At 70.5% G+C, this 21,629-nt stretch carries 6 protein-coding genes and 1 pseudogene; 6 read left to right on the top strand and 1 reads right to left on the bottom strand.

Annotated features, from left to right (window positions below; translation table 11 throughout):
• Positions 1-175: 175 nt before the first annotated feature.
• Positions 176-2,893 carry an aconitate hydratase AcnA gene (gene acnA / locus C3492_RS25395; protein WP_103814363.1) on the bottom strand — a complete coding sequence of 906 codons (2,718 nt, stop codon included), beginning with the start codon at positions 2,891-2,893 and terminating at the stop codon, positions 176-178.
• Between the two features lie 584 nt (positions 2,894-3,477).
• On the opposite strand from acnA, the gene C3492_RS25400 reads away from it, so the two are divergent.
• From C3492_RS25400 to C3492_RS25425, 6 genes and pseudogenes are all read left to right on the top strand, one after another.
• Complete coding sequence (locus C3492_RS25400) at positions 3,478-5,007, top strand: UDP-N-acetylglucosamine 1-carboxyvinyltransferase (RefSeq protein ID WP_103814364.1); 1,530 nt, start codon at positions 3,478-3,480, stop codon at positions 5,005-5,007.
• A 186-nt stretch (positions 5,008-5,193) separates the two neighbouring features.
• A pseudogene (locus C3492_RS25405) lies at positions 5,194-5,595 on the top strand (hypothetical protein); the annotation flags it as partial.
• A 365-nt stretch (positions 5,596-5,960) separates the two neighbouring features.
• Positions 5,961-7,484 (top strand): gamma-glutamyltransferase, encoded by a 1,524-nt coding sequence (locus tag C3492_RS25410; RefSeq protein WP_146075712.1) that lies wholly within the window; start codon positions 5,961-5,963, stop codon positions 7,482-7,484.
• A 555-nt stretch (positions 7,485-8,039) separates the two neighbouring features.
• Positions 8,040-14,381 carry a protein kinase gene (locus tag C3492_RS25415; RefSeq protein ID WP_103814368.1) on the top strand — a complete coding sequence of 2,114 codons (6,342 nt, stop codon included), beginning with the start codon at positions 8,040-8,042 and terminating at the stop codon, positions 14,379-14,381.
• A gap of 41 nt (positions 14,382-14,422) precedes the next feature.
• Positions 14,423-17,383 (top strand): DEAD/DEAH box helicase, encoded by a 2,961-nt coding sequence (locus C3492_RS25420; protein ID WP_103814370.1) that lies wholly within the window; start codon positions 14,423-14,425, stop codon positions 17,381-17,383.
• Entirely contained in the window at positions 17,383-21,570 is a 4,188-nt protein-coding gene (locus C3492_RS25425; protein WP_103814372.1) for an Eco57I restriction-modification methylase domain-containing protein, read from the top strand. The genes C3492_RS25420 and C3492_RS25425 overlap by 1 nt, the downstream gene beginning before the upstream one ends.
• Positions 21,571-21,629 lie beyond the last annotated feature (59 nt).

The raw sequence follows: 21,629 nt of genomic DNA on the forward strand, positions 1-21,629 counted from the left end.
GTCGATCGGCGGCGAGGGTGCGCGGCGCGCCACCTCCCGGCCACCGTCTCCTCCCCGCCGCCGCGCCGCCCTGCCGCCTTGCCGTCCCCGCGCCGAAGGTGCCAAGGGCACGGCGAAGGACCGTGCCCCCGGTGCCGGGGACACGACCCTGAACGGCTGTGCCGTGACCTGCCGCCTACTTGCGGATCAGGCTGCGCAGCACGTACTGCATGATGCCGCCGTTGCGGTAGTAGTCGGCCTCACCGGGGGTGTCGATGCGGACGACCGCGTCGAACTCGACACCGGTGTCGGTGGTGACCTTCACCGTGCGCGGCGTACGGCCCTCGTTCAGCTCGGTGACGCCGGAGATGGAGAAGGTCTCCTCACCGGTCAGACCGAGGGACTGGGCCGAGGCGCCCTCCGGGAACTGGAGCGGGAGCACGCCCATGCCGATGAGGTTCGAGCGGTGGATGCGCTCGTAGGACTCGGCGATGACGGCCTTGACGCCGAGCAGCGCGGTGCCCTTGGCCGCCCAGTCGCGGGACGAACCGGAGCCGTACTCCTTGCCGGCCAGGACGACCAGCGGGATACCGGCGGCCTGGTAGTTCTGCGAGGCGTCGTAGATGAAGGCGACCGGGCCGCCCTCCTGCGTGAAGTCACGCGTGTAGCCGCCCTCGGTGCCCGGCGCGATCTGGTTGCGCAGGCGGATGTTGGCGAACGTACCGCGGATCATGACCTCGTGGTTGCCGCGGCGGGAGCCGTAGCTGTTGAAGTCGCGGCGCTCGACGCCGTGCTCCGTGAGGTACTTGCCGGCCGGGGTGTCGGCCTTGATGGCACCGGCCGGGGAGATGTGGTCGGTGGTGACCGAGTCGCCCAGCTTGGCGAGGACGCGGGCGCCGGAGATGTCCTCGACCGGGGCCGGCTCCATGCCCATGCCCTCGAAGTACGGGGGCTTGCGGACGTAGGTGGACTCCGGGTCCCACTCGAAGGTGTTGCCCGTCGGGACCGGCAGCGACTGCCACTGGGCGTCGCCGGCGAAGACGTCCTCGTAGGACTTGGCGAACATGTCCTCGCCGATGGCGTTGGCGACGACGTCGTTGACCTCGGCCTCGGTGGGCCAGATGTCCTTCAGGTAGACCGGGTTGCCGTCCTGGTCGGTGCCGAGGGCGTCCCGGGTGATGTCCACCTTCATGGAGCCCGCGATGGCGTAGGCGACGACCAGCGGCGGGGACGCCAGGTAGTTCATCTTGACGTCGGGGTTGATGCGGCCCTCGAAGTTCCGGTTGCCGGAGAGGACCGAGGTGACCGCGAGGTCGTGGTCGTTGACGGCCTTGGAGACCTCCTCCGGCAGCGGGCCGGAGTTGCCGATGCAGGTGGTGCAGCCGTAGCCGACGAGGTTGAAGCCCAGCTTGTCCAGGTACGGGGTGAGGCCGGCCTTCTCGAAGTAGTCGGTGACGACCTTCGAACCCGGGGCGAGGGTGGACTTGACCCACGGCTTGCGGGTGAGGCCCTTCTCGACCGCCTTCTTGGCGACCAGGGCGGCGCCGATCATGACGTACGGGTTGGAGGTGTTGGTGCAGGAGGTGATGGCCGCGACCGTCACCGCACCGTGGTCCAGCTCGTAGGTGGTGCCGTCGGGGGCGGTCACCGGGACCGGGTTGCTCGGGAAGCCGTTCGGGGCGACGGCCGGGGCGTCGGAGGCCGGGAAGGACTCCTTGCCCGCCTCGTCGACGTCGTCCACGTAGTTGCGGACGTCCAGCTTGAACTGCTCGGCGGCGTTCGCGAGGACAATGCGGTCCTGCGGGCGCTTCGGGCCGGCGATGGAGGGGACGACGGTGGAGAGGTCCAGCTCCAGCTTCTCGGAGAAGTCGGGCTCGGCGGCCGGGTCCAGCCAGAGGCCCTGCTCCTTGGCGTAGGCCTCCACCAGGGCGACCTGCTGCGCGGAGCGGCCGGTCAGGCGCAGGTAGTTCAGGGTCTCGTCGTCGATCGGGAAGATCGCGGCGGTGGAGCCGAACTCCGGCGACATGTTGCCGATGGTGGCGCGGTTGGCGAGCGAGGTGGCGGCCACGCCCTCGCCGTAGAACTCGACGAACTTGCCGACGACACCGTGCTTGCGCAGCATCTCGGTGATGGTGAGCACGAGGTCGGTGGCGGTGGTGCCGGGCTGGAGCTCACCGGTGAGCTTGAAGCCGACGACGCGCGGGATCAGCATGGAGACCGGCTGGCCGAGCATGGCGGCCTCGGCCTCGATGCCGCCGACGCCCCAGCCGAGGACGCCGAGGCCGTTGACCATGGTGGTGTGCGAGTCGGTGCCGACCAGGGTGTCCGGGTAGGCCTTGCCGTCGCGGACCATCACGACACGGGCCAGGTGCTCGATGTTCACCTGGTGGACGATGCCGGTGCCCGGCGGGACGACCTTGAACTCGTCGAAGGCGGTCTGGCCCCAGCGCAGGAACTGGTAGCGCTCCTTGTTGCGGCCGTACTCCAGCTCGACGTTCTGCTTGAAGGCGTCGTTCGTGCCGAACTTGTCGGCGATGACGGAGTGGTCGATGACCAGCTCGGCCGGCGCCAGCGGGTTGATCTTGGCCGGGTCGCCGCCCAGCTCCTTCACGGCCTCACGCATCGTGGCGAGGTCCACGACACAGGGCACGCCGGTGAAGTCCTGCATGATCACGCGGGCCGGCGTGAACTGGATCTCCTGGGAGGGCTGGGCCTGGGAGTCCCAGGTGCCGAGGGCGCGGATGTGGTCGGCGGTGATGTTCGCGCCGTCCTCCGTGCGGAGCAGGTTCTCCAGCAGGACCTTGAGGCTGTACGGCAGGCGGGCCGAGCCCTCCACCTTGTCCAGCCGGAAGATCTCGTACGACTCGTCGCCCACCTGCAGCGTGCTGCGGGCGTCGAAGCTGTTCGCCGACACGACAGTCTCCTTCATTGATGTGCGCGTACCACCGTCAATCGTGCCGCCACGCCGGCTTGGCCGAACCAGTAAGGTCAGGCTAAGTTAGGCCTGCCTTACTGGAGTGGCGACCACGGTGCGCCTCGGCAGATATCTCGATGTCGAGATAACTCTAGTACATGGGCGCGGCTCGGTCATGCCCGACCCGGCCCCGGGGCGCCCGCACGCCACCCGCCGCACCGCGATCGCGGACCGTGCGATCGCGGACCCCCGGCCGGCGAGCCCCCGCCGACCGGGGCGCACACCCCGCGAAGGCCATCCGCGCCGGCGCCCATCCGGACTGACACCCATCAGCACCGGCGCCCATCCGGGCTGACCCCATCCGCGCCGGCGCCCATCCGGGCTGACCCCCATCCGGGCTGACCCCCCTCCGCACCGACCCCCCTCCGCACCGGCCTCCACTCGGGCGACATCATCTGATTTGTCCTGACCTTTCCGGGTACACAGGATGCGTTCAGCCAAGCGGTCCTGACGGTCCGTCACCGTCGTCACCCGAATGGACCCCCCGACAGGCGCCATCTCATATCTGAGATAGCCTCAACCTCATGTCAGACGACTACCTCGTACGCATCGGCAAGCTCATCCGTGACGCCCGGCAACACCGGGGCTGGACACAGGCGCAGCTCGCGGAGGCGCTCGGCACCAGCCAGAGCGCCGTCAATCGCATCGAGCGCGGCAACCAGAACATCAGCCTTGAGATGATCGCCCGAATCGGCGAAGCCCTGGACAGCGAGATCGTGTCGCTGGGCTACGCGGGTCCGATGCATCTGCGCGTGGTCGGTGGCCGCCGTCTGTCCGGGGCCATCGACGTCAAGACCAGCAAGAACGCGTGCGTGGCGCTGCTGTGCGCCTCGCTGCTGAACAAGGGGCGCACGGTACTGCGCCGGGTGGCGCGGATCGAGGAGGTGTACCGCCTGCTGGAGGTGCTCAACTCCATCGGCGTGCGCACCCGCTGGATCAACGACGGCGTCGACCTCGAACTCGTCCCGCCCGCCGAGCTGGACATGGACGCGATCGACGCGGAGGCCGCCGTCCGCACCCGCTCGATCATCATGTTCCTGGGCCCCCTGCTGCACCGCATGGACGGCTTCAAGCTGCCGTACGCCGGCGGCTGCGACCTGGGTACGCGGACCATCGAGCCGCACATGATCGCGCTGCGCCGGTTCGGCCTGGACATCGCGGCCACCGAGGGCCAGTACCACGCCCGGGTGGACCGCTCGGTGCGCCCCGACCGCCCGATCGTCCTGACCGAGCGCGGCGACACCGTGACCGAGAACGCGCTCCTCGCGGCCGCCCGGCACGACGGCGTCACGGTCATCCGCAACGCCTCCTCCAACTACATGGTCCAGGACCTGTGTTTCTTCCTGGAGGCGCTGGGCGTCAAGGTGGAGGGCATCGGCACCACCACGCTGACCGTGCACGGTGTGCCGAACATCGACGTGGACGTCGACTACTCCCCCTCCGAGGACCCGGTCGAGGCGATGAGCCTGCTGGCCGCCGCCGTCGTCACCGAGTCGGAGCTGACGGTGCGCCGGGTGCCCATCGAGTTCCTGGAGATCGAGCTGGCGGTCCTGGAGGAGATGGGCCTCGACCACGACCGGTCCCCGGAGTACTCCGCGGACAACGGCCGCACCCGCCTGGTCGACCTCACGGTCCGCCCCTCCAAGCTGGAGGCGCCGATCGACAAGATCCACCCGATGCCCTTCCCCGGCCTGAACATCGACAACGTCCCGTTCTTCGCGGCCATCGCCGCGTCGGCACAGGGTCAGACCCTCATCCACGACTGGGTGTACGACAACCGCGCGATCTACCTGACCGACCTCAACCGCCTCGGCGGCCGGCTCCAGTTGCTGGACCCGCACCGGGTGCTGGTCGAGGGCCCGACCCGCTGGCGCGCCGCCGAGATGATGTGCCCACCGGCCCTGCGCCCCGCGGTGGTCGTACTGCTGGCGATGATGGCGGCCGAGGGCACGTCGGTGCTGCGCAACGTATACGTCATCAACCGCGGCTACGAGGACCTGGCGGAGCGGCTGAACTCGATCGGGGCACAGATCGAGATCTTCCGGGACATCTGAGAGCTCCGAGAAGGCAGCGCGAAACCCCTCCTGACCTGCACGAGTGCGAGGCCGGGAGGGGCCTCGTGAAGGACAGGCGCGACCCCATGAGGCCGGTGTGGACCGGCTGGACCGAACGGGGTGTCGCGCATGGCTCCGGCCTGGGGAAGACACGGCGGGTGGCCGGGCGCACCCTTGCGTCCTTTGCTGATGCCCCGCATCGAAGAGCTGATCACGGCCCATGCGACCGAGGACCGCGGCAGCAAGGGCCTGGTTCTGGAGGGATCGGCACTCTGGCCCGTCCGTGTGGCGAGGCTGCGGGTCCCGCGCACGGCCGCCGTGTGGCTCACCGCCGACGGCTCCGTGGTACACGCGCGCGTTCACGCGGCAGGCTGCTACGAAGCGGCCACGGACGAGGAACGAGTCCTGATGGACAAGTTCCTGGCCCGCGCTGAGCGCTATCAGACACTCATGATCGATGCCGTCGACAGGCTGGGCCTGGCTCGTATCGACGCGGGTGGCGGACAGTCCGCCACAGAACTGGCCGACACCGTGCTCGCCGCAGCCGACGCGCAGACCGCGGTGGGACGCTCAGCCGGTGGTCGGTGACCACTCATGGTGGTTCACCTACGACACCTCCCGACGCCAAGCGCCCCACCAGCTCGTATGGAAACGATCAGGTGGCGGAGCTGCGTGTCGTGGGCGACCGGGGCGCGGCCGGGGCAGCCACGTCCGCCGGCACCGAGTCCCTGGAACAGTCGGGCAGGGCAGGGCACTTCCGGCTCGACACAGCACAGCCATGCTGGGCCTCCCTCCCGGGGTGCGACAAGCGGCGCGAAGTTCACGGAGGGATTGCCCAGCTGCTCAGCAGCTGCAACCACAACTAGGGCCCCCAGAAGAGGAATCAGCGTGTTATTGGTCTGCAAGCCGTAAGTCCCCGCACCAAATGCGCGCTTACTGGCACAGTGAGCATCGTGCCCGTCGAGAACACCGAAGACCAGAAGCCCCTGCAGTATCCCGACGCTATCGACATACCTGTGCTGTTCCGTGACGGGCCAGGCGGACGGACCAGGAGTGAGTGGCGCCGCAAAAACCACGCCGCTTGGATCGGCACCGCCTTCCCCTCAAGTGACGGCTGGTATCTGCCTACTACGACGTGGCGGAACATCCTCCAGGCTGCGGTCAGCGTGGGACGTGATATCTCCCCCTGGCTCGACCGGCCGTACTACGCCGTGCGCGAGATCGGGGCGCGAATCGCGCCCCTGAACGCGTACCTGGACCTACACGACGGGGACCGTCTGCACGAGTACAACGCCGGAAGGCGGCTGACCGCGAACGTCGTGCTGGAACACGGCACTGAAGCCAGCGCCTTCGGTGCCTTCAGTTACCGGCTGGGCATGACGCTCGCGGAATGGGCCTGCCGCTCATTGATGGGTCTCGGCGAGACATGGCACATCGAGAACAGCTGGCCCCTGGGCATCCAGGACCCGGCCGCCGGAACGAAGCCCGTCAAGGGGCAGAAGAACCTTCGGCCCGACCTGTGGGGCCGCCACCATCCCGAGGACCGTTACTGGCTGATCGAGGCCAAGGGCGGAGACATCACGCCCGGCAAGCTCGACCACGGCTGGAACCAGCTCCTCGGAGGATGCACGGTTCTCCATCCTCATGGCCTGGATCACCGTATCGTGCTCTGCGGCACTGCCATCAAACGAGGTGTCGGTCCCAGGAACGACCTGTTCGTCATCATCCGCCATGACCACCACCTCGGAACGCAGAGCGGCTCCCTCACCCCCACAGGCGGCACGGGCCCGTCCCCTCGTGAACCGCAATCGGCTGAGGAGGCTCTCGACGAGGACGACACCGGCAGCGCCCTGCTCGATGTCGCCCGCTCCCACATGCTCACCTACCTGGCCCTGCGTGCCCTGCATGACTCAGCTCTCTCCCGTCTCCAGCTGGTGCCGGTGGCCCGGGACCGCGGTGAGCGACGTCCCGCAGCGGGACCGCTCACCCTCATTGAGGACGACGAGGCCACCCGCGAACGACGTGCGGCCCTGGCCGGACGCGAAACGTCCCCCAACGACGCGAACGCCCGAGCGGTGGGACTGGACAGCTTCCTCGCCGGCCGTATCCCGCACACGGAAGTCACCCTCGGCATCTCCCGGCAGCTCTACGCGGCCTGCGCCGAGCTCTTCCGGGCCGACCGGCAGATCGCCGAGCGCACCCCGGGGCTGCGCGCGGAACACCTGCCCATCGACGCGGCGGAGGACGAACGAGAACAGTGGTCGACGGCCGCGCGCCGCGAGTACCGCGAGCGCCAGGAGGAAGCCAGGCCCCTCGTCCAACGCCGTCTCCGTGAAGTCTTCACGACCGCCCGTGACCAGCCGTGGGAGCACCGCCTGGCGGACACGCCGCGTTTCGCCCTCGCTCCGGCGGCTCTGGAAGCCACCACGCCCGAGACCTACCTGGCAGTCGAGGCGGACGATCTGTTCCGACCCTGACCGGCGCCCCTGGCCGCCATCGCCGCTGGGAGCGTCCTGGGACTGCGGGCTGCGCCAAAGGGCATGAACACGAAGCAGCTCAAAGGCATTGGCAGGGGTCAGCAAGCCGAAGCGACTCAACCCGGCAGGCCACGGGTCTGGTTGGTCCATGATCGGAGCGGCCTCCCAACTCAGGATGCTCAGTCCTTTGCGCGAAGGCGCTGCCCGAGGCCCACGCCGGGCGGCAGCCGGCTCCTGAGCGACCCGCTCTCGATATCCGCCTGGTCCGGTCCCGGCCGGTCCGAGAGGAGAACGGCGTCGATGACCACCAAGCTGCTCCGCTGTACGCGCAACGCTGACGAGAGTGCACTTTCGGCCGGTCCTCCGCGCCGTGCGGCGTCGCCGCATCCGCCGAGCATGGCGCAAGCCGTCTCTTCCGGGACTTCTGAACAGTTCGAGAGAGCATGCCTGTTGACGCCGTCAACAGAAAGATGTGATGCTCATCAACAGGTCAAGGTGTACGCTCCTCACGGGACGTACCCACCTTGTGTGTGTCGGGTGAAGCGGGGAGGGCCAGTGGGCCAGGAGACGGTCGACGGACGGTTCCGGATCTCGGGGGTTCTGGGGCGCGGGAACATGGGTGAGGTGCACCGGGCCAGGGACCTCCAGGCGGCCGCGGACTCCCCGCATCAGGAGGTCGCGGTCAAGACCGTGCTGCGCGCCCGGACCGGGATCGCCGTCGACGCGTCGGGGCCGAGCAAGGAGATCGACCGTTTCCGCCGCGAAGTGCGGATCATGCGCATGCTCTCGCAGGGCCACCCCAACCTCACCCTGCTGATCGACGGTGGCGTGGACCGGACCCCGGGCGGCAGCGGCCTGCCCTATCTGGCCATGGAGCTGCTGGACGGCCATCCACTCGCGGACCTCATCGACGAGGAACCCCAGCTGCCCGTCTCGTGGGCCGCGGCCATCGGGGCGCAGATCGCCGCGGGTCTCGCCGCCGCGCACACCGCCGGGGTCGTGCACCGCGACCTGAAGCCGGCCAATGCGATGCTGACCCGCGACGGCACCGTCAAGATCCTCGACTTCGGCATGGGCTCCGTCGTCGACGATCCCGACCAGACCCGGCTGACCAGCACAGGGGTCAGCGTCGGCACGGCCCGGTACATGGCACCCGAGCAGTTCCGCGCCGAGCGGGTCTCGGCACCGGCCGACCTCTACGCGCTCGGCTGCATCCTGTACGAGCTGCTGATAGGACGGCCGCCCTTCTCCGCCAGAACCCCCTACGAGCTCTCCGAGCAGCACCAGAACGAGAAGCCGCCGCGGCTCACCCTGGTGCGCCCGGACCTGCCCGCCGAGCTGGTCCGGCTGGTGGAACGGCTCTTGGAGAAGGATGCCGAGAACCGGCCGGAGAACGCGGCGCTGGTCCGTGAGGCGCTGGTCCCGCTCGCGCTCGCACCGGACGACACGGCCGCCCTCCTGGCTCCGCACTGGCAGGCGATGGACCCGGTGGCACGGCTGCGCGCCCTGCTCCCGGAGCCTGCCCCGGCCGCCCCCACGCCCGCGCCACGCAGGGGGCCGCGCCTGCCCGAGGCGATGGATGTCTTCGGCATCCATGCCGACCTGATCAACGAGTACGAGAACTTCACCAAGAGCGCGACGGTCATCCGGGACGCCCGGATCGCCGGCTTCGTCGAGGACGACCTGCGGGCGAAGTCGCAGTGGCCCGACCCGTGGCTGTCGCTGAACCCGTTCTTCGCCGACGGCGGCCAGGTCACCGACCTCGTGCGGGACGGAGTGCTGCACCCGAAGTGCGCGGAGATCTTCCAGGCCGGCAAGAAGGAGACCTCTGCGCGCCCTGACGGCCGCCCGCTGACCTTCCACCTGCACCAGCGGCAGGCGATCGAGGCCGCGCAGGCGGGCGACTCCTACGTGCTCACCACGGGCACCGGTTCGGGCAAATCGCTGTCGTACATCGTCCCGATCGTGGACCACGTGCTGAAGGAGCGTCAGGCGGCGGGTCCGGACGCGGGCGGCCGGGTGCGCGCGATCGTCGTCTACCCGATGAACGCGCTGGCCAACTCGCAGCTCGGAGAGCTGGAGAAGTATCTGCGCCACGGTTTCGGCAAGGGCCGCGAGCCGGTCACCTTCGCCCGCTACACCGGCCAGGAGTCCGACGAGGACCGCCGGCAGCTGCGCAAGAACCCGCCGGACATCCTGCTGACCAACTACGTCATGCTGGAACTGATGCTGACCCGGCCGGACGACCGGTCCAGCCTGATCCGCATGGCCGAGGGGCTGCAGTTCCTCGTCTTCGACGAGCTGCACACCTACCGGGGCCGGCAGGGCGCGGACGTGGCGTTCCTGATCCGCCGGGTACGTGAGGCCTGCCGCGCGTCCGCGACCCTGCAGTGCATCGGCACCTCGGCGACCATGTCCACCGAGGGTTCCTGGGAGGACCAGCAGCGCGAGGTGGCCAGGGTGGCCGGCCGCCTCTTCGGTACGACGGTGCTGCCGAAGCGGGTCATCGGCGAGACCCTGGTCCGGGCGACCGAGGAGGCCCCCGAGTCCGTGCCCGCCGAGCGGCTGCGGGTGCCGGCGGCGCCCCGCTCGTACGAGGCGCTGACCAAGGACCCCCTGGCCCGCTGGGTGGAATCCCGGTTCGGTCTGGAGCGCGAGGAGGGCACCGGACGGCTGCGTCGTTGCGCACCGGGCACCGTGGAGGAGGCGGCGGCCGAGCTCGCCGCGCAGTCCGGAGTGTCCGAGGAGAGCGTGCGCGAGGCGATCCGCACGACCCTGGAGGCAGGCGCGCAGGCCAAGCATCCGGTCACGGAGCGGCCGCTGTTCGCCTTCCGGCTGCACCAGTTCCTCTCCAAGGGCGACACCGTCTACACGACGCTCGAAGATCCGCTGACCCGGCCGCTCACCCGCACCTACCAGCTGGAGCAGCCGGACAGCGACGGCAAGCCCCTGTTCCCGCTGGCGTTCTGCCGGGAGTGCGGCCAGGAGTACCTGACCGTGTGGCGCACCGAGGACGGCGGAGCGTTCCGGTACGAGCCGCGCCGGGACACCTCGGCCTCGGGGGGCCGCGAGGGCGAGGGCTACCTGTACCTGGGCATGCCCGGCGAGGACTACGAGTGGCCGGCCGACCCGCAGAAGGCCGTGGACGACCGGCGACTGCCGGAGTCCTGGCTGGAGACGGACGCGCAGGGCGTGAGCGTCGTCAAGAAGTCCTACCGGCCGCGGCTGCCCAAGCGGGTCGTCGTGGACGCCCATGGAAACGAGTCGGGCGAGGGGCTGGTGGCGGCCTTCGTCCCGGCGCCGTTCCTGTTCTGCGTGCACTGCCAGGTCTCCTACGAGCAGACCCGCGGCCGGGACTTCGCCAAGCTGGCGACTCTCGACCAGGAGGGGCGCTCCTCGGCCGCCTCGCTGATCTCCGCGTCGATCGTGAAGTCCCTGCGGGCGGTGCCGGAGGAGAGCCTGAGCAAGGAAGCGCGCAAGCTCCTCACCTTCGTGGACAACCGGCAGGACGCCTCGCTCCAGGCCGGGCACTTCAACGACTTCGCCCAGGTGACCCAGTTGCGCGGCGCCCTCTACCAGGCCGCGCTGCGGGCGGGTGAGGAGGGACTGCGCCACGACGACCTCGCCGAGGCGGTCACCGAGGTCATGGGCCTCTCGCCCCGCGAGTACGCCTCCGGCACCGACCTGCCCCCCTCCATGGAGCGGCGGGCGACGAAGGCCTTCCGGGACGTCGTCGGTTACCGCCTCTACCGCGACCTGGAGCGGGGCTGGCGCATCACCATGCCGAACCTGGAGCAGACGGGTCTGCTGCGGATCGACTACGAGGACCTGCACTGGATCGCCGCCCGCGCCGAGCGCTGGCAGTCCACGCATGCCGTGCTGCGCGACGCCGACCCGGCCCTGCGCGAGGAGGTGGCCCGTACCCTGCTCGACTACATGCGGCGTGAACTCGCCATCGACGTGCAGTACTTCCGCGACGACTTCGACACCCTGCAGCGGGCGAGCGAGGAGCGCCTGACCGGGCCGTGGGTGCTGAGCGAGAGCGACCGGCCGACCGTCGGAACCGTCTACCCGTACGGTTCGCGGCCCGGCATGGAGCGCTCCGCGAAGTTCCTGTCGGCACGGGGCAAGTTCGGCAAGTACCTGCGGCGGAACATGCCGGAGCTGCGCGAGCCCTCCGCCTCCCTGGACGACGTACAGGCCGTCATCGAGGACCTGCTGAAGGTGCTGCACCAGGCGGAGCTGGTGCGCGAGGTCGAAGCGACCCCGGAGCACTCCGGTCCGGCCTACCGCCGCCGCGCGGCGGAGAAGCGCACCGGTTACCGGGTGTCGGCCGCCGCCCTGATCTGGCGGGCCGGGGACGGCGAGCGGGGCGCGGTCGACCCGCTGGCGCGCACCTACAACAGCGGCGAAGGCCCGCGCGTCAACCCGTTCTTCCGCGACCTGTACCGCACCGCGGCCGCTGAACTGGCCGGCCTCTACGCGCGGGAACACACCGCGCAGGTCACCCCCGAGGACCGGCTGGAGCGGGAGCGGCAGTTCCGCGACGCCGAACTGCCCCTGCTGTACTGCTCGCCGACGATGGAACTGGGCGTGGACATCTCCTCGCTCAACGCGGTACTGATGCGCAATGTGCCACCGACCCCGGCGAACTACGCGCAGCGCTCGGGCCGGGCCGGCCGTTCCGGTCAGCCCGCGCTGGTGACGACGTACTGTGCGACCGGCAACAGCCATGACCAGTACTACTTCCGCCGGTCCCAGGACATGGTGTCGGGACAGGTGGCCCCGCCGCGCCTGGATCTGGCCAACGAGGATCTGGTCCGCTCCCACCTGCAGGGCATCTGGCTGGCGGAGACCGGGATGAAGCTCGGCACCGCGATCCCTGAGGTCGTCGACGTCGCCTACGACCCCGACGGCAGCGACCGCCCCGATCCGCAGATGCCGCTGCCGCTGCGGCACGACATCCTCGGCAAGTCGCTGGACGAGGACGCCCGCAGGCGGGCGGCCGTCACCGCCCGTACCGTCCTCGCCCCGCTGATCGCGGACTTCGAGTCGACCACCTGGTGGTACGACGAGTGGATCGAGGACCGCGTCGAGCGGGCCCCGCAGGAGTTCGACGCCGCCTTCGACCGGTGGCGCGAGCTGTTCCGGGCGGCCGTCATCGACCAGTACGAGCAGAACAAGCGCGTCGTCGACCACACCCTCTCCCCCGGCGAGCAGAGCCGGGCGCGCAGTCGTCGGCGGGAGGCCGAGACGCAGACGAACCTGCTGCTGAACCGCTCCGTCGACAGCAAGTCGGTGATGAGCGACTTCAACCCGTACCGCTACCTGGCGTCGGAGGGCTTCCTGCCGGGCTACAGCTTCCCGCGGCTGCCGCTGGCCGCGTACATCCCGCGCTCGGGCAACCGCCGCAACGCCGACGGCGACTACCTCCAGCGTCCCCGGTTCCTCGCGATCCGCGAGTTCGGCCCCGGCGCGCTCATCTATCACGAGGGTGCCCGCTACCAGGTCACCCGGGTGCAGCTGCCGCCGGACGCCTCGGGGGAGCTGGCGACGGCGGAGGCCCGCCGCTGCGACGGCTGCGGCTACCACTACGCCGTCAAGCCCGGCTCCGACACGTGCACGATGTGCGGTGAGGAGCTGCGCGGCAAGCGCAGCGGCCTGCTCCACCTGCACACCGTGTACACCACCCCGCGCGAGCGGATCTCCTCGGACGAGGAGGAGCGCCGCCGGGCCGGCTTCCGCCTGGAGACCTCGTACGCGTTCCAGGACCACGGTGCCCGCAAGGGACGGCTGACCTCGCATGTCACCGACGCCGACGGCTCGCCCGTCCTCGACCTGGACTACGGCGACTCCGCCACCGTCCGGATCACCAACCTCGGCCGCGTCCGCGCCAAGGAAGGGGAGCCGGACGGCTACTGGCTGGACCTCGGCGACGGCCGCTGGCTCAACGACCGGGCGGCGGCGGACGCCATCGAGGGCACCGGCATGCCGGTGGTCGACGAGGACGGCAACGAGAAGCGCCGCAAGAAGCGGGTCCTGCCCTTCGTGGAGGACCGTCGCAACATCCTCGTGGTCACCCTGGAGGAGCCGCTGCCCGAGCCCGTGGCCCTGTCGTTCCTGTACGCGCTGGAGCGGGGCATCGAGGCGGCGTTCGAGCTGGAGGACTCCGAGCTGACCGCGGAGCTGCTGCCGCCGGACGACGGCCCGCGCCGCCGCATGCTGTTCACGGAGGCCGCGGAGGGCGGTGCCGGTGTGCTGCGCCGGATCCAGCACGACAAGGACGCCCTCGCCGAGGCCGCCCGGACCGCGCTGGAGATCTGCCACTTCGACCCGGACACCGGCGAGGACGAGGGTGGTCCGGAGAGCGGCGAGAAGTGCGCCCGCGGCTGCTACGCCTGCCTGCTGACGTACGCCAACCAGACGCACCACCGCCAGCTGAGCCGGCACGCCGCCCGCCCGCTGCTGCTGCGGCTGGCCCGGGCCCGGACCCGGCGGGAGGACCGCGGCGAGTCCCGCAGCGAGCGCTTCCGCAGGCTCGCTCCGGCGGCCGCCTCCCGGCCCGCCGCCGCACCGACCCCGGTGGAGGCCGACCTGGCGGCCCTCGTCGCCGACGGTGATCTGCTCGGCTGGCTGAAGGCCAAGGGCTACCGGCTGCCGGACGAGGTCGACGTACTCGTCCAGGAGGCGGGCGCGTGCCCCGATCTGGTCTTCCGCCTGGACGGTGCGAATCTCGCCGTGTTCGTCGACGTCCCCGGCCACTCGCCCGACTCCACCCGGGACGCCGAGGCCGGGTACCGCCTGGAGGACGCCGGCTGGGACGTCCTGCGGTTCCCCACGGACGCGGACTGGGACACCATCGTCGAGCACAACGCCGCCTACTTCCGCCTGCGCTGACCGCCGCGCCCCTGTCGACTCCGAGGAAACCGAGACATTTCATGAGCCTCACGTACACAGCCGGCTCCCTGGTCGCCGCCCGTGGCCGGGAATGGGTGGTGCTGCCCGAGAGCGCCTCCGACATGCTGGTGCTGCGCCCCCTGGGCGGGAGCGAGGACGACATCGCGGCCGTCTTCCCCGCCTTCGAGGACGTCCGGCCGGCCGAGTTCGCGGCACCGAGCCCGGCCGACCTGGGCGACCAGCGGGCCGCCGGTCTGCTGCGCACCGCGCTGCGCGTCGGGTTCCGCTCGGGTGCGGGCCCGTTCCGCTCCCTGGCGTCGATCGCCGTGGAACCCCGCGCCTATCAGCTCGTCCCGCTGCTGATGGCGCTGCGGCAGCGCACCGTGCGGCTGCTGATCTCGGACGACGTCGGTATCGGCAAAACGGTCGAGGCGGGTCTGATCGCCAAGGAGCTGCTGGCCCAGGGCGAGGCGTCCGGGCTGGCGGTGCTGTGCTCCCCCGCTCTGGCCGAGCAGTGGCAGTCCGAGTTGCGGGAGAAGTTCGGCATCGACGCGGAACTGGTCCTGGCGTCCACCGTGACCCGCCTGGAGCGCGGTCTGGAGCTGGGCCAGTCCCTGTTCGACAAGCACCCGTACACGATCATCTCGACGGACTTCATCAAGTCGACCCGCCACCGCGAGGACTTCGTGCGGCACTGCCCCGACCTGGTGATCGTCGACGAGGCCCACACCTGTGTGGCTGCGGACGACACCGCGCAGGGCGGCACGTCGTCCGCGGCGAACCAGCTCCGCTACGAGCTGCTGCGCAGGGTCTCCGCCAAGGCGGACCGGCACCTGCTCCTGCTGACCGCGACCCCGCACTCCGGCAAGGAGTCCGCGTTCCGCAACCTGCTCGGCCTTGTGCGGCCCGAACTCGCCACGCTCGACCTGGACTCCCCGGCGGGGCGCGCGAAGCTCGCCGAGCACTTCGTGGCCCGCAAGCGCGCCGACGTCCGCGACTACCTCACCAAGGAGGACGGTCTCGCCGACGACTCCCTCGCGGAGCGGACCGCGTTCCCGTCCGACCGCTGGACCAAGGACGAGCCGTACAAGCTGACGCCCGCCTACCGGGCGCTGCTCGACGACGCCATCGCCTACGCGCGGGACCGGGTCGCGGCGGCCGGGGAGCAGGGCAAGCGGGAGTCCCGGATCGCCTGGTGGTCGGTGATCGCGCTGCTGCGCTCGATGGTGTCCTCGCCCGCGGCCGCCGCACAGACGCTGAAGACGCGTTCCGAGTCCGCGACTGCCCGCACCGCTCAGGAGGCGGACGCGCTGGGCGCCCCGGTGGCTGCCGACTCCGCCGAGAACGACCGGCTGGAAGGCATCGACGTCGCGCCGGGCGCCGCCGAGTCCGAGGAGGCGGGTGCCCGGCTGCTCGAACTGTCCGAGCGGGCCGCGCAGTTGATCGGACCGGCCGAGGACGCGAAGCTGAAGGCGCTCATCCGGCATCTGAAGGGTCTGATCGCCGACGGTTACCACCCGATCGTCTTCTGCCGCTACATCCCCACCGCCCAGTACCTCGCCGAGCAGCTCGACGGCAAGCTCGGCAAGAAGACGAAGATCGCCGCGGTGACCGGCACGCTCTCCCCGCAGCAGCGTCTGGAGCGGATCGAGCAGCTCGCCGCCGAGTCCGCCGAGGAGGCCGACGACCCCGCCGTCCGCCGGGTACTGATCGCCACGGACTGCCTCTCCGAGGGCGTCAACCTCCAGCACCACTTCGACGCCGTCGTCCACTACGACCTCGCCTGGAACCCCACCCGCCACGACCAGCGGGAGGGCCGCGTCGACCGCTACGGCCAGAAGCGCGAGAAGGTTCGCGTCATCACCATGTTCGGCGAGGACAACGGCATCGACGAGATGGTGCTGAAGGTACTGTTCAAGAAGCACCGGCAGATCAAGAAGGACCTGGGCATCTCCGTCTCCGTCCCCGACGAGACCGCCTCCGGCGTCACCGACGCGGTCGTGGGGTGGCTGTTGCTGCACGGACGGCAGGGCAGTCAGGAGAGCCTGTTCGAGATGGACGGCCACCAGGAGTCGTTCGACCGCGTCGAGCGCGAGTGGGCGTCGGCCGCGGAGCGGGAGAAGACCTCCCGTTCCAAGTACGCCCAGCGTGCCATCCACCCGGAGGAGGTGGCCCGCGAGGTCGCCGCCGTACGGGCCGCGCTCGGCGGCGCCGACGAGGTCCGCGAGTTCGCCCTGGAGGCGCTGCGCGACCTGGACGCGCTGGTCCGCACCGCGACATCCTCTGGGCGCGACGGCAGCGGGGACTTCACCGCCCAGCTCGGTGGCGCACCGGCCGGTCTGCGCGACGCGCTCGCCGCCGCCCTCGGCGGGCGGCTGATCGAGGAGGACCGGGAGATCCCGTTCCGTACGTCACCGGCGATCGCCCGGGGCGAGGCAGCGCTGGTCCGCACCGACCCGGCGATCGGCGCCATCGCCTCGTACGTCCTGGACTCGGCGCTCGACGCGAACACCCCCGGCCCCCGCCCGGCCCGCCGCTGCGGTGTGGTCACCACGGACGCGGTGGCGATCCGCACCACGCTCCTGCTGGTCCGCTACCGCTTCCACCTCACGCTGCCGTCCCGTACGGGCGATCGGCAGCTGGTCGCGGAGGACGCGCGGCTGCTCGCCTACGAGGGCGTGCCGTCGCGGGCCCGCTGGCTGGACGAGGACGCGGCCACCGCGCTCCTGGCGGCCCGCGCCAGCGCGAACACCCACGAGCAGCTCGCCCGCAACCAGATCATCCGCACGCTGGACGGCCTGCCGGACCTGTCCGCCCACCTCACCGAGTACGGCACGCGCCTGGCCGCCGAACTCGACGCCTCGCACCGCCGCGTGCGCAGGGCCAACGAGGAGATCGTCCGCGGCCTGAAGGTCGTACCGCAGGAGCCCGCCGACGTCCTCGGCGTGTACGTCTACCTGCCGCAGCAGCCCGCCTCTACCGTGTCCGGAGCCGAAGCCTGATGCCCGTCGCCGCCACCCGCACCGCCCTGGCCTTCACCGCCGTCACCACGGTCGGCGGACTGCTCCCCGCCGACATGCTGCTGCGCATCGCCGAGGCGCGGAACCTGCCGGGCACCAAGCCCGCCGACTACGGCCTTCCCGCGTCCGTCCCCGTACGCGACGAGGCGGAGCGCGCCTGGGAGTACCTCAAGCCGCTCTGGCGCGACCTGCGCACCGCTCTGCCCTCGGACCCGAACACCGGGGCGCCCGCCGCCGACCCGACCGGCCGGGCCGGCACGGACTGGCTGGCCCAGCTCTTCCGCAAGCTCGACTTCGGTGCGCTGACGGAGGTCGGCGCGGCGGGCATACCGGCCGACTCGGACCCGGAGAAGCGGTTCCCGGTCTCCCACCGTCACGGCCCGGCGCTGGTCCACCTGATCCCCTGGAACCAGGAACTCGACAAGCGCCCGGCCCCCGGCCAGGTCCCGGCCCAGTCCATGCTCCAGGACTGCCTCAACCGCACCGAGGCCCACCTGTGGGCCGTCCTCACCAACGGCCGCCGCCTGCGCCTGCTGCGCGACTCGTCGTCCTTCTCCACCGCCGCCTACGTCGAGTTCGACCTGGAGGCCCTGTTCGACGGCGAGCTGTTCAGCGAGTTCGTGCTGCTGTACAGCCTGCTGCACGCGTCCCGCTTCGAGGTGGCGCAGGGGGCGCCGGCTTCCGGGTGCTGGCTGGAGAAGTGGCGTACGGTCGCCATCGAGTCCGGCAGCCGGGCGCTCGACCACTTCCGCGACGGCGTGCAGGCGGCCCTCACCGTCCTCGGCACCGGGTTCCTGAGCCACCCGCAGAACAACAAGCTGCGCGAGAACCTGGACGTTCACGCCTTCCAGACAGCCCTGCTGCGGCTCGTCTACCGCATGATCTTCCTGTTCGTCGCGGAGGACCGGGGCGCCCTGCTGGACCCGGCGGCGGACGAGGTGACCCGCGACCGCTTCACCCGCTTCTTCTCCACGGCCCGTCTCCGCCGCCACGCCCTGCGCCGCCTGGGCACCGCCCACGACGACCGGTACCGCGCCCTGGAACTGCTGATCGAGGCGCTGGGCTCCGAGGAGGGCCGCCCCGAGCTGGGCCTGAAGGGACTCGGCGGCCTCTTCGACGACACCCCCGCCGACGAGCCGCTGCGCGGCGCCCGCCTGACCAACCGCCACCTGTTCGAGGCGGTCAAGCACCTGGCCCGCGTGCGCGACACCGGCTCCGCCCGCTGGCGCCCCGTGGACTACGAGCACATGGGCGCCGAGGAACTCGGCTCGGTGTACGAGGCGCTGCTGGAGCTGGTGCCGAAGCACAGCGCCGCCGACCGCACCTTCGAGCTGATCGACCGCATCGGCAACGACCGGAAGAAGACCGGCAGTTACTACACGCCCACGGCCCTCACCGAGGCGTTGCTCGACTCGACGTTGAACCCCCTGATCGAGGAGGCGGTCAAGCGCGGGGAGCAGAACGCGAGCGCCAACGGCCGTCCGGACCCCACCGACACGATCGTCGAGGAACTCCTCTCCCTCACGGTCTGCGACCCCGCGTGCGGGTCGGGTCACTTCCTCGTGGCGGCGGCCCGCCGTATCGCCAAGCGCGTCGCCGCCGTGCGCGGACGCAACCCCGAGCCCACGGCCGAGGCCGTGCGCCACGCCCTGCACGAGGTGGTCGAGCGCTGCGTGTACGGCGTGGACCTCAACCCCATGGCGGTGGAGCTGGCCAAGGTGTCGCTGTGGCTGGAGGCGATGGAGCCGGGCAAGCCGCTCAGCTTCCTGGACGCGCACATCAAGCACGGCAACGGCCTGATCGGCGCCACCCCCGCCCTGATGCGCGACGGCATCCCGGACCGGGCCTTCAAGAAGGCCGAGGGCGACGACGAGGGCTGGGCCCGGCAGCTGTTGAACCGCAACGCCCTCGAACGGCAGGGCCAGGGCGGCCTCTTCGAGGTCGAGACGGAGACGAACGTCGCCAACACGTCGTTCGCGCGCGGCCTGCGGCGGATCACCGCCGCCCCGGCCGACACCCTCGCCGACGTCCGCCGCAAGGAGGCCGCCTACCGCGACTGGACGACGTCGGCCGAGTACCTGCGCGCCCTGCACCTGGCGGACGCGTGGTGCGCGGCGTTCGTCTGGGTCAAGCGGGACGACGCGCCGCCCGCCGTCACGCACAAGGTGTTCCGGGACCTGGAGGACCCCGAGGGCGACGCGGCACCCCAGTCCACGCACGACGAGATCGTGCGGCTGCGGGACCAGTACGCCTTCTTCCACTGGCACCTGGAGTTCCCGGAGATCTTCCACGTGCCGGAGGACTCCGCACTGGCCGAGGCGGGACGGGTGTCCGAGGCGATCTCCCCGGTGACCGGCTGGGCCGGCGGGTTCTCCTGCGTGGTGGGGAATCCACCGTGGGACAAGGTCGACTTCGAGGACAAGAAGTACTTCAGCGTGGTCGCGCCCGAGATCGCGGACATCTCGGGGACGGCTCGGCGTACGCGGATCACCGAGTGGGAGAGGGAGCACCCGGAGGCGGGGAAGCGGTACCGGGAGGCGCGGCGGGCGGTCAAGGGGACGTTCCACTTCGCGGGGGACTCCGGGGTGTTCCCGCTGTGCGCGAAGGGGCTGACGGTCAAGGGAGTCAACTCCCTCCAGACGGACCAGCTCTTCGCCGAACGCATGGCGGGGGTGGTCGCACCCGAGGGACGCTGCGGTGTGATCCTGCCGACGGCGGTCGCGACGGGGGCGGGCTCGCAGCATCTGTTCGCGGACTTCACGCAACGGGGGGCCCTGGCGTCCCTGTACGACTTCGAGAACCGCCGCCCGAAGTCGCCGGCGCTGCCCAAGGGGGGCAAGTGGTTCGAGAGCGTGGACTCGCGGTACAAGTTCTGCTTGCTCTCCCTCACCGGCCGGGCCGCGCGCGCGGAAGCGAGCCGTATCGGCTTCTTCCTCGCGGAGATCACGGACCTGGAGGACCCGAACCGGGTGTTCGCCCTGGACCCGGAGGACCTGGCCCGGATCAACCCGAACACGGGCACGCTCCCCGTGTTCCGTACCCAGCGCGACGCCGACATCACGGCCGGCGTGTACCGGCGGGTACCGGTGCTGTGGCACGAGGGGCGCCGGGACGGCAACCCCTGGGGCATGGCCTTCAAGAACCTCTTCAACATGACCGACGACTCCGACCTCTTCCGCAGTCGCGAGCAACTGGAGGCCGAGGGGTGGGAGCTGCGGGGGAACGTCTTCGAGCGGGACGGGGAGAGGATGGTTCCGTTGTACGAGGCAAAGATGGTGGACTTCTTCAACCATCGCGCCGCCGACGTCGTCAAGAGCTTGACCGCCGTCAACCGCCAGAACCAGCCCAAATACCTCTCCACCGAGGAATTGCGGGACCCCGCACGCCTGGCCATGCCGCTCAACTGGATTCAGCGCGACGGCAAGATCCCGACACGACGCAACAACAGGGACGTGCACGTCAAAGGAGTCGAGCTGCGTCTCGCCGAGGAGGGCTGGGACCGCGGCTGGCTCTGCGGCTGGTGCGACGTCACCGCGTCGACCAACGAACGCACCGCCATCCCCGCCCTGCTCCCTCGCACAGCTGTCGGCCACACCTACCCCCTGATGCTTCCTCGCGTCGCGCCGCCACTCGTCGCGGCCCTGGTCGCCGCCCAGTCATCCCTGGTCTTCGACTACGTCAGCCGTCAGAAGATCAGTGACGCCCACATGAAGCTCTTCATCTGGAAGCAGCTCCCCGTCCCCACCCCCACCACCCTCGAACCCCACATCCCCTTCCTCCTCCCCCGTCTCCTCGAACTCGTCTACACCGCCTACGACATGACCCCCCTCGCCCGGGACCTCGGCGACGAGGGGGAACCGTTCCGGTGGGACGAGGACCGCCGTGCGCAGCTCCGCGCCGAGTTGGACGCGTACTTCTTCCACCTCTACGGGATCTCCCGTGAGGACACCGACTACGTCCTGGAGTCCTTCCAGTCGGAGTCGGGCGGACTGAAGAACAACGAGATCGCGAAGTTCGGTGAGTACCGCACCAAGCGGTTGGTCCTCACCGAGTACGACCGTATGGCCGCCGCCGGCCTGTCCCTGGAGAAGCCGCTCAGCGAGGGCGAGTCCGGCACGTACCGCTCGCTGCTCACCCCGCCGCCCGGCCACGGCCCCCGACACGCGTGACCGTGTTCGCCGGGTGGCCGAAGGGGAGGCCACCCGGCGAACACGGTCATGAGGGCCCG

This window comes from Streptomyces sp. Ru62 (assembly GCF_002920615.1).
Taxonomy (GTDB): Bacteria; Actinomycetota; Actinomycetes; order Streptomycetales; family Streptomycetaceae; genus Streptomyces.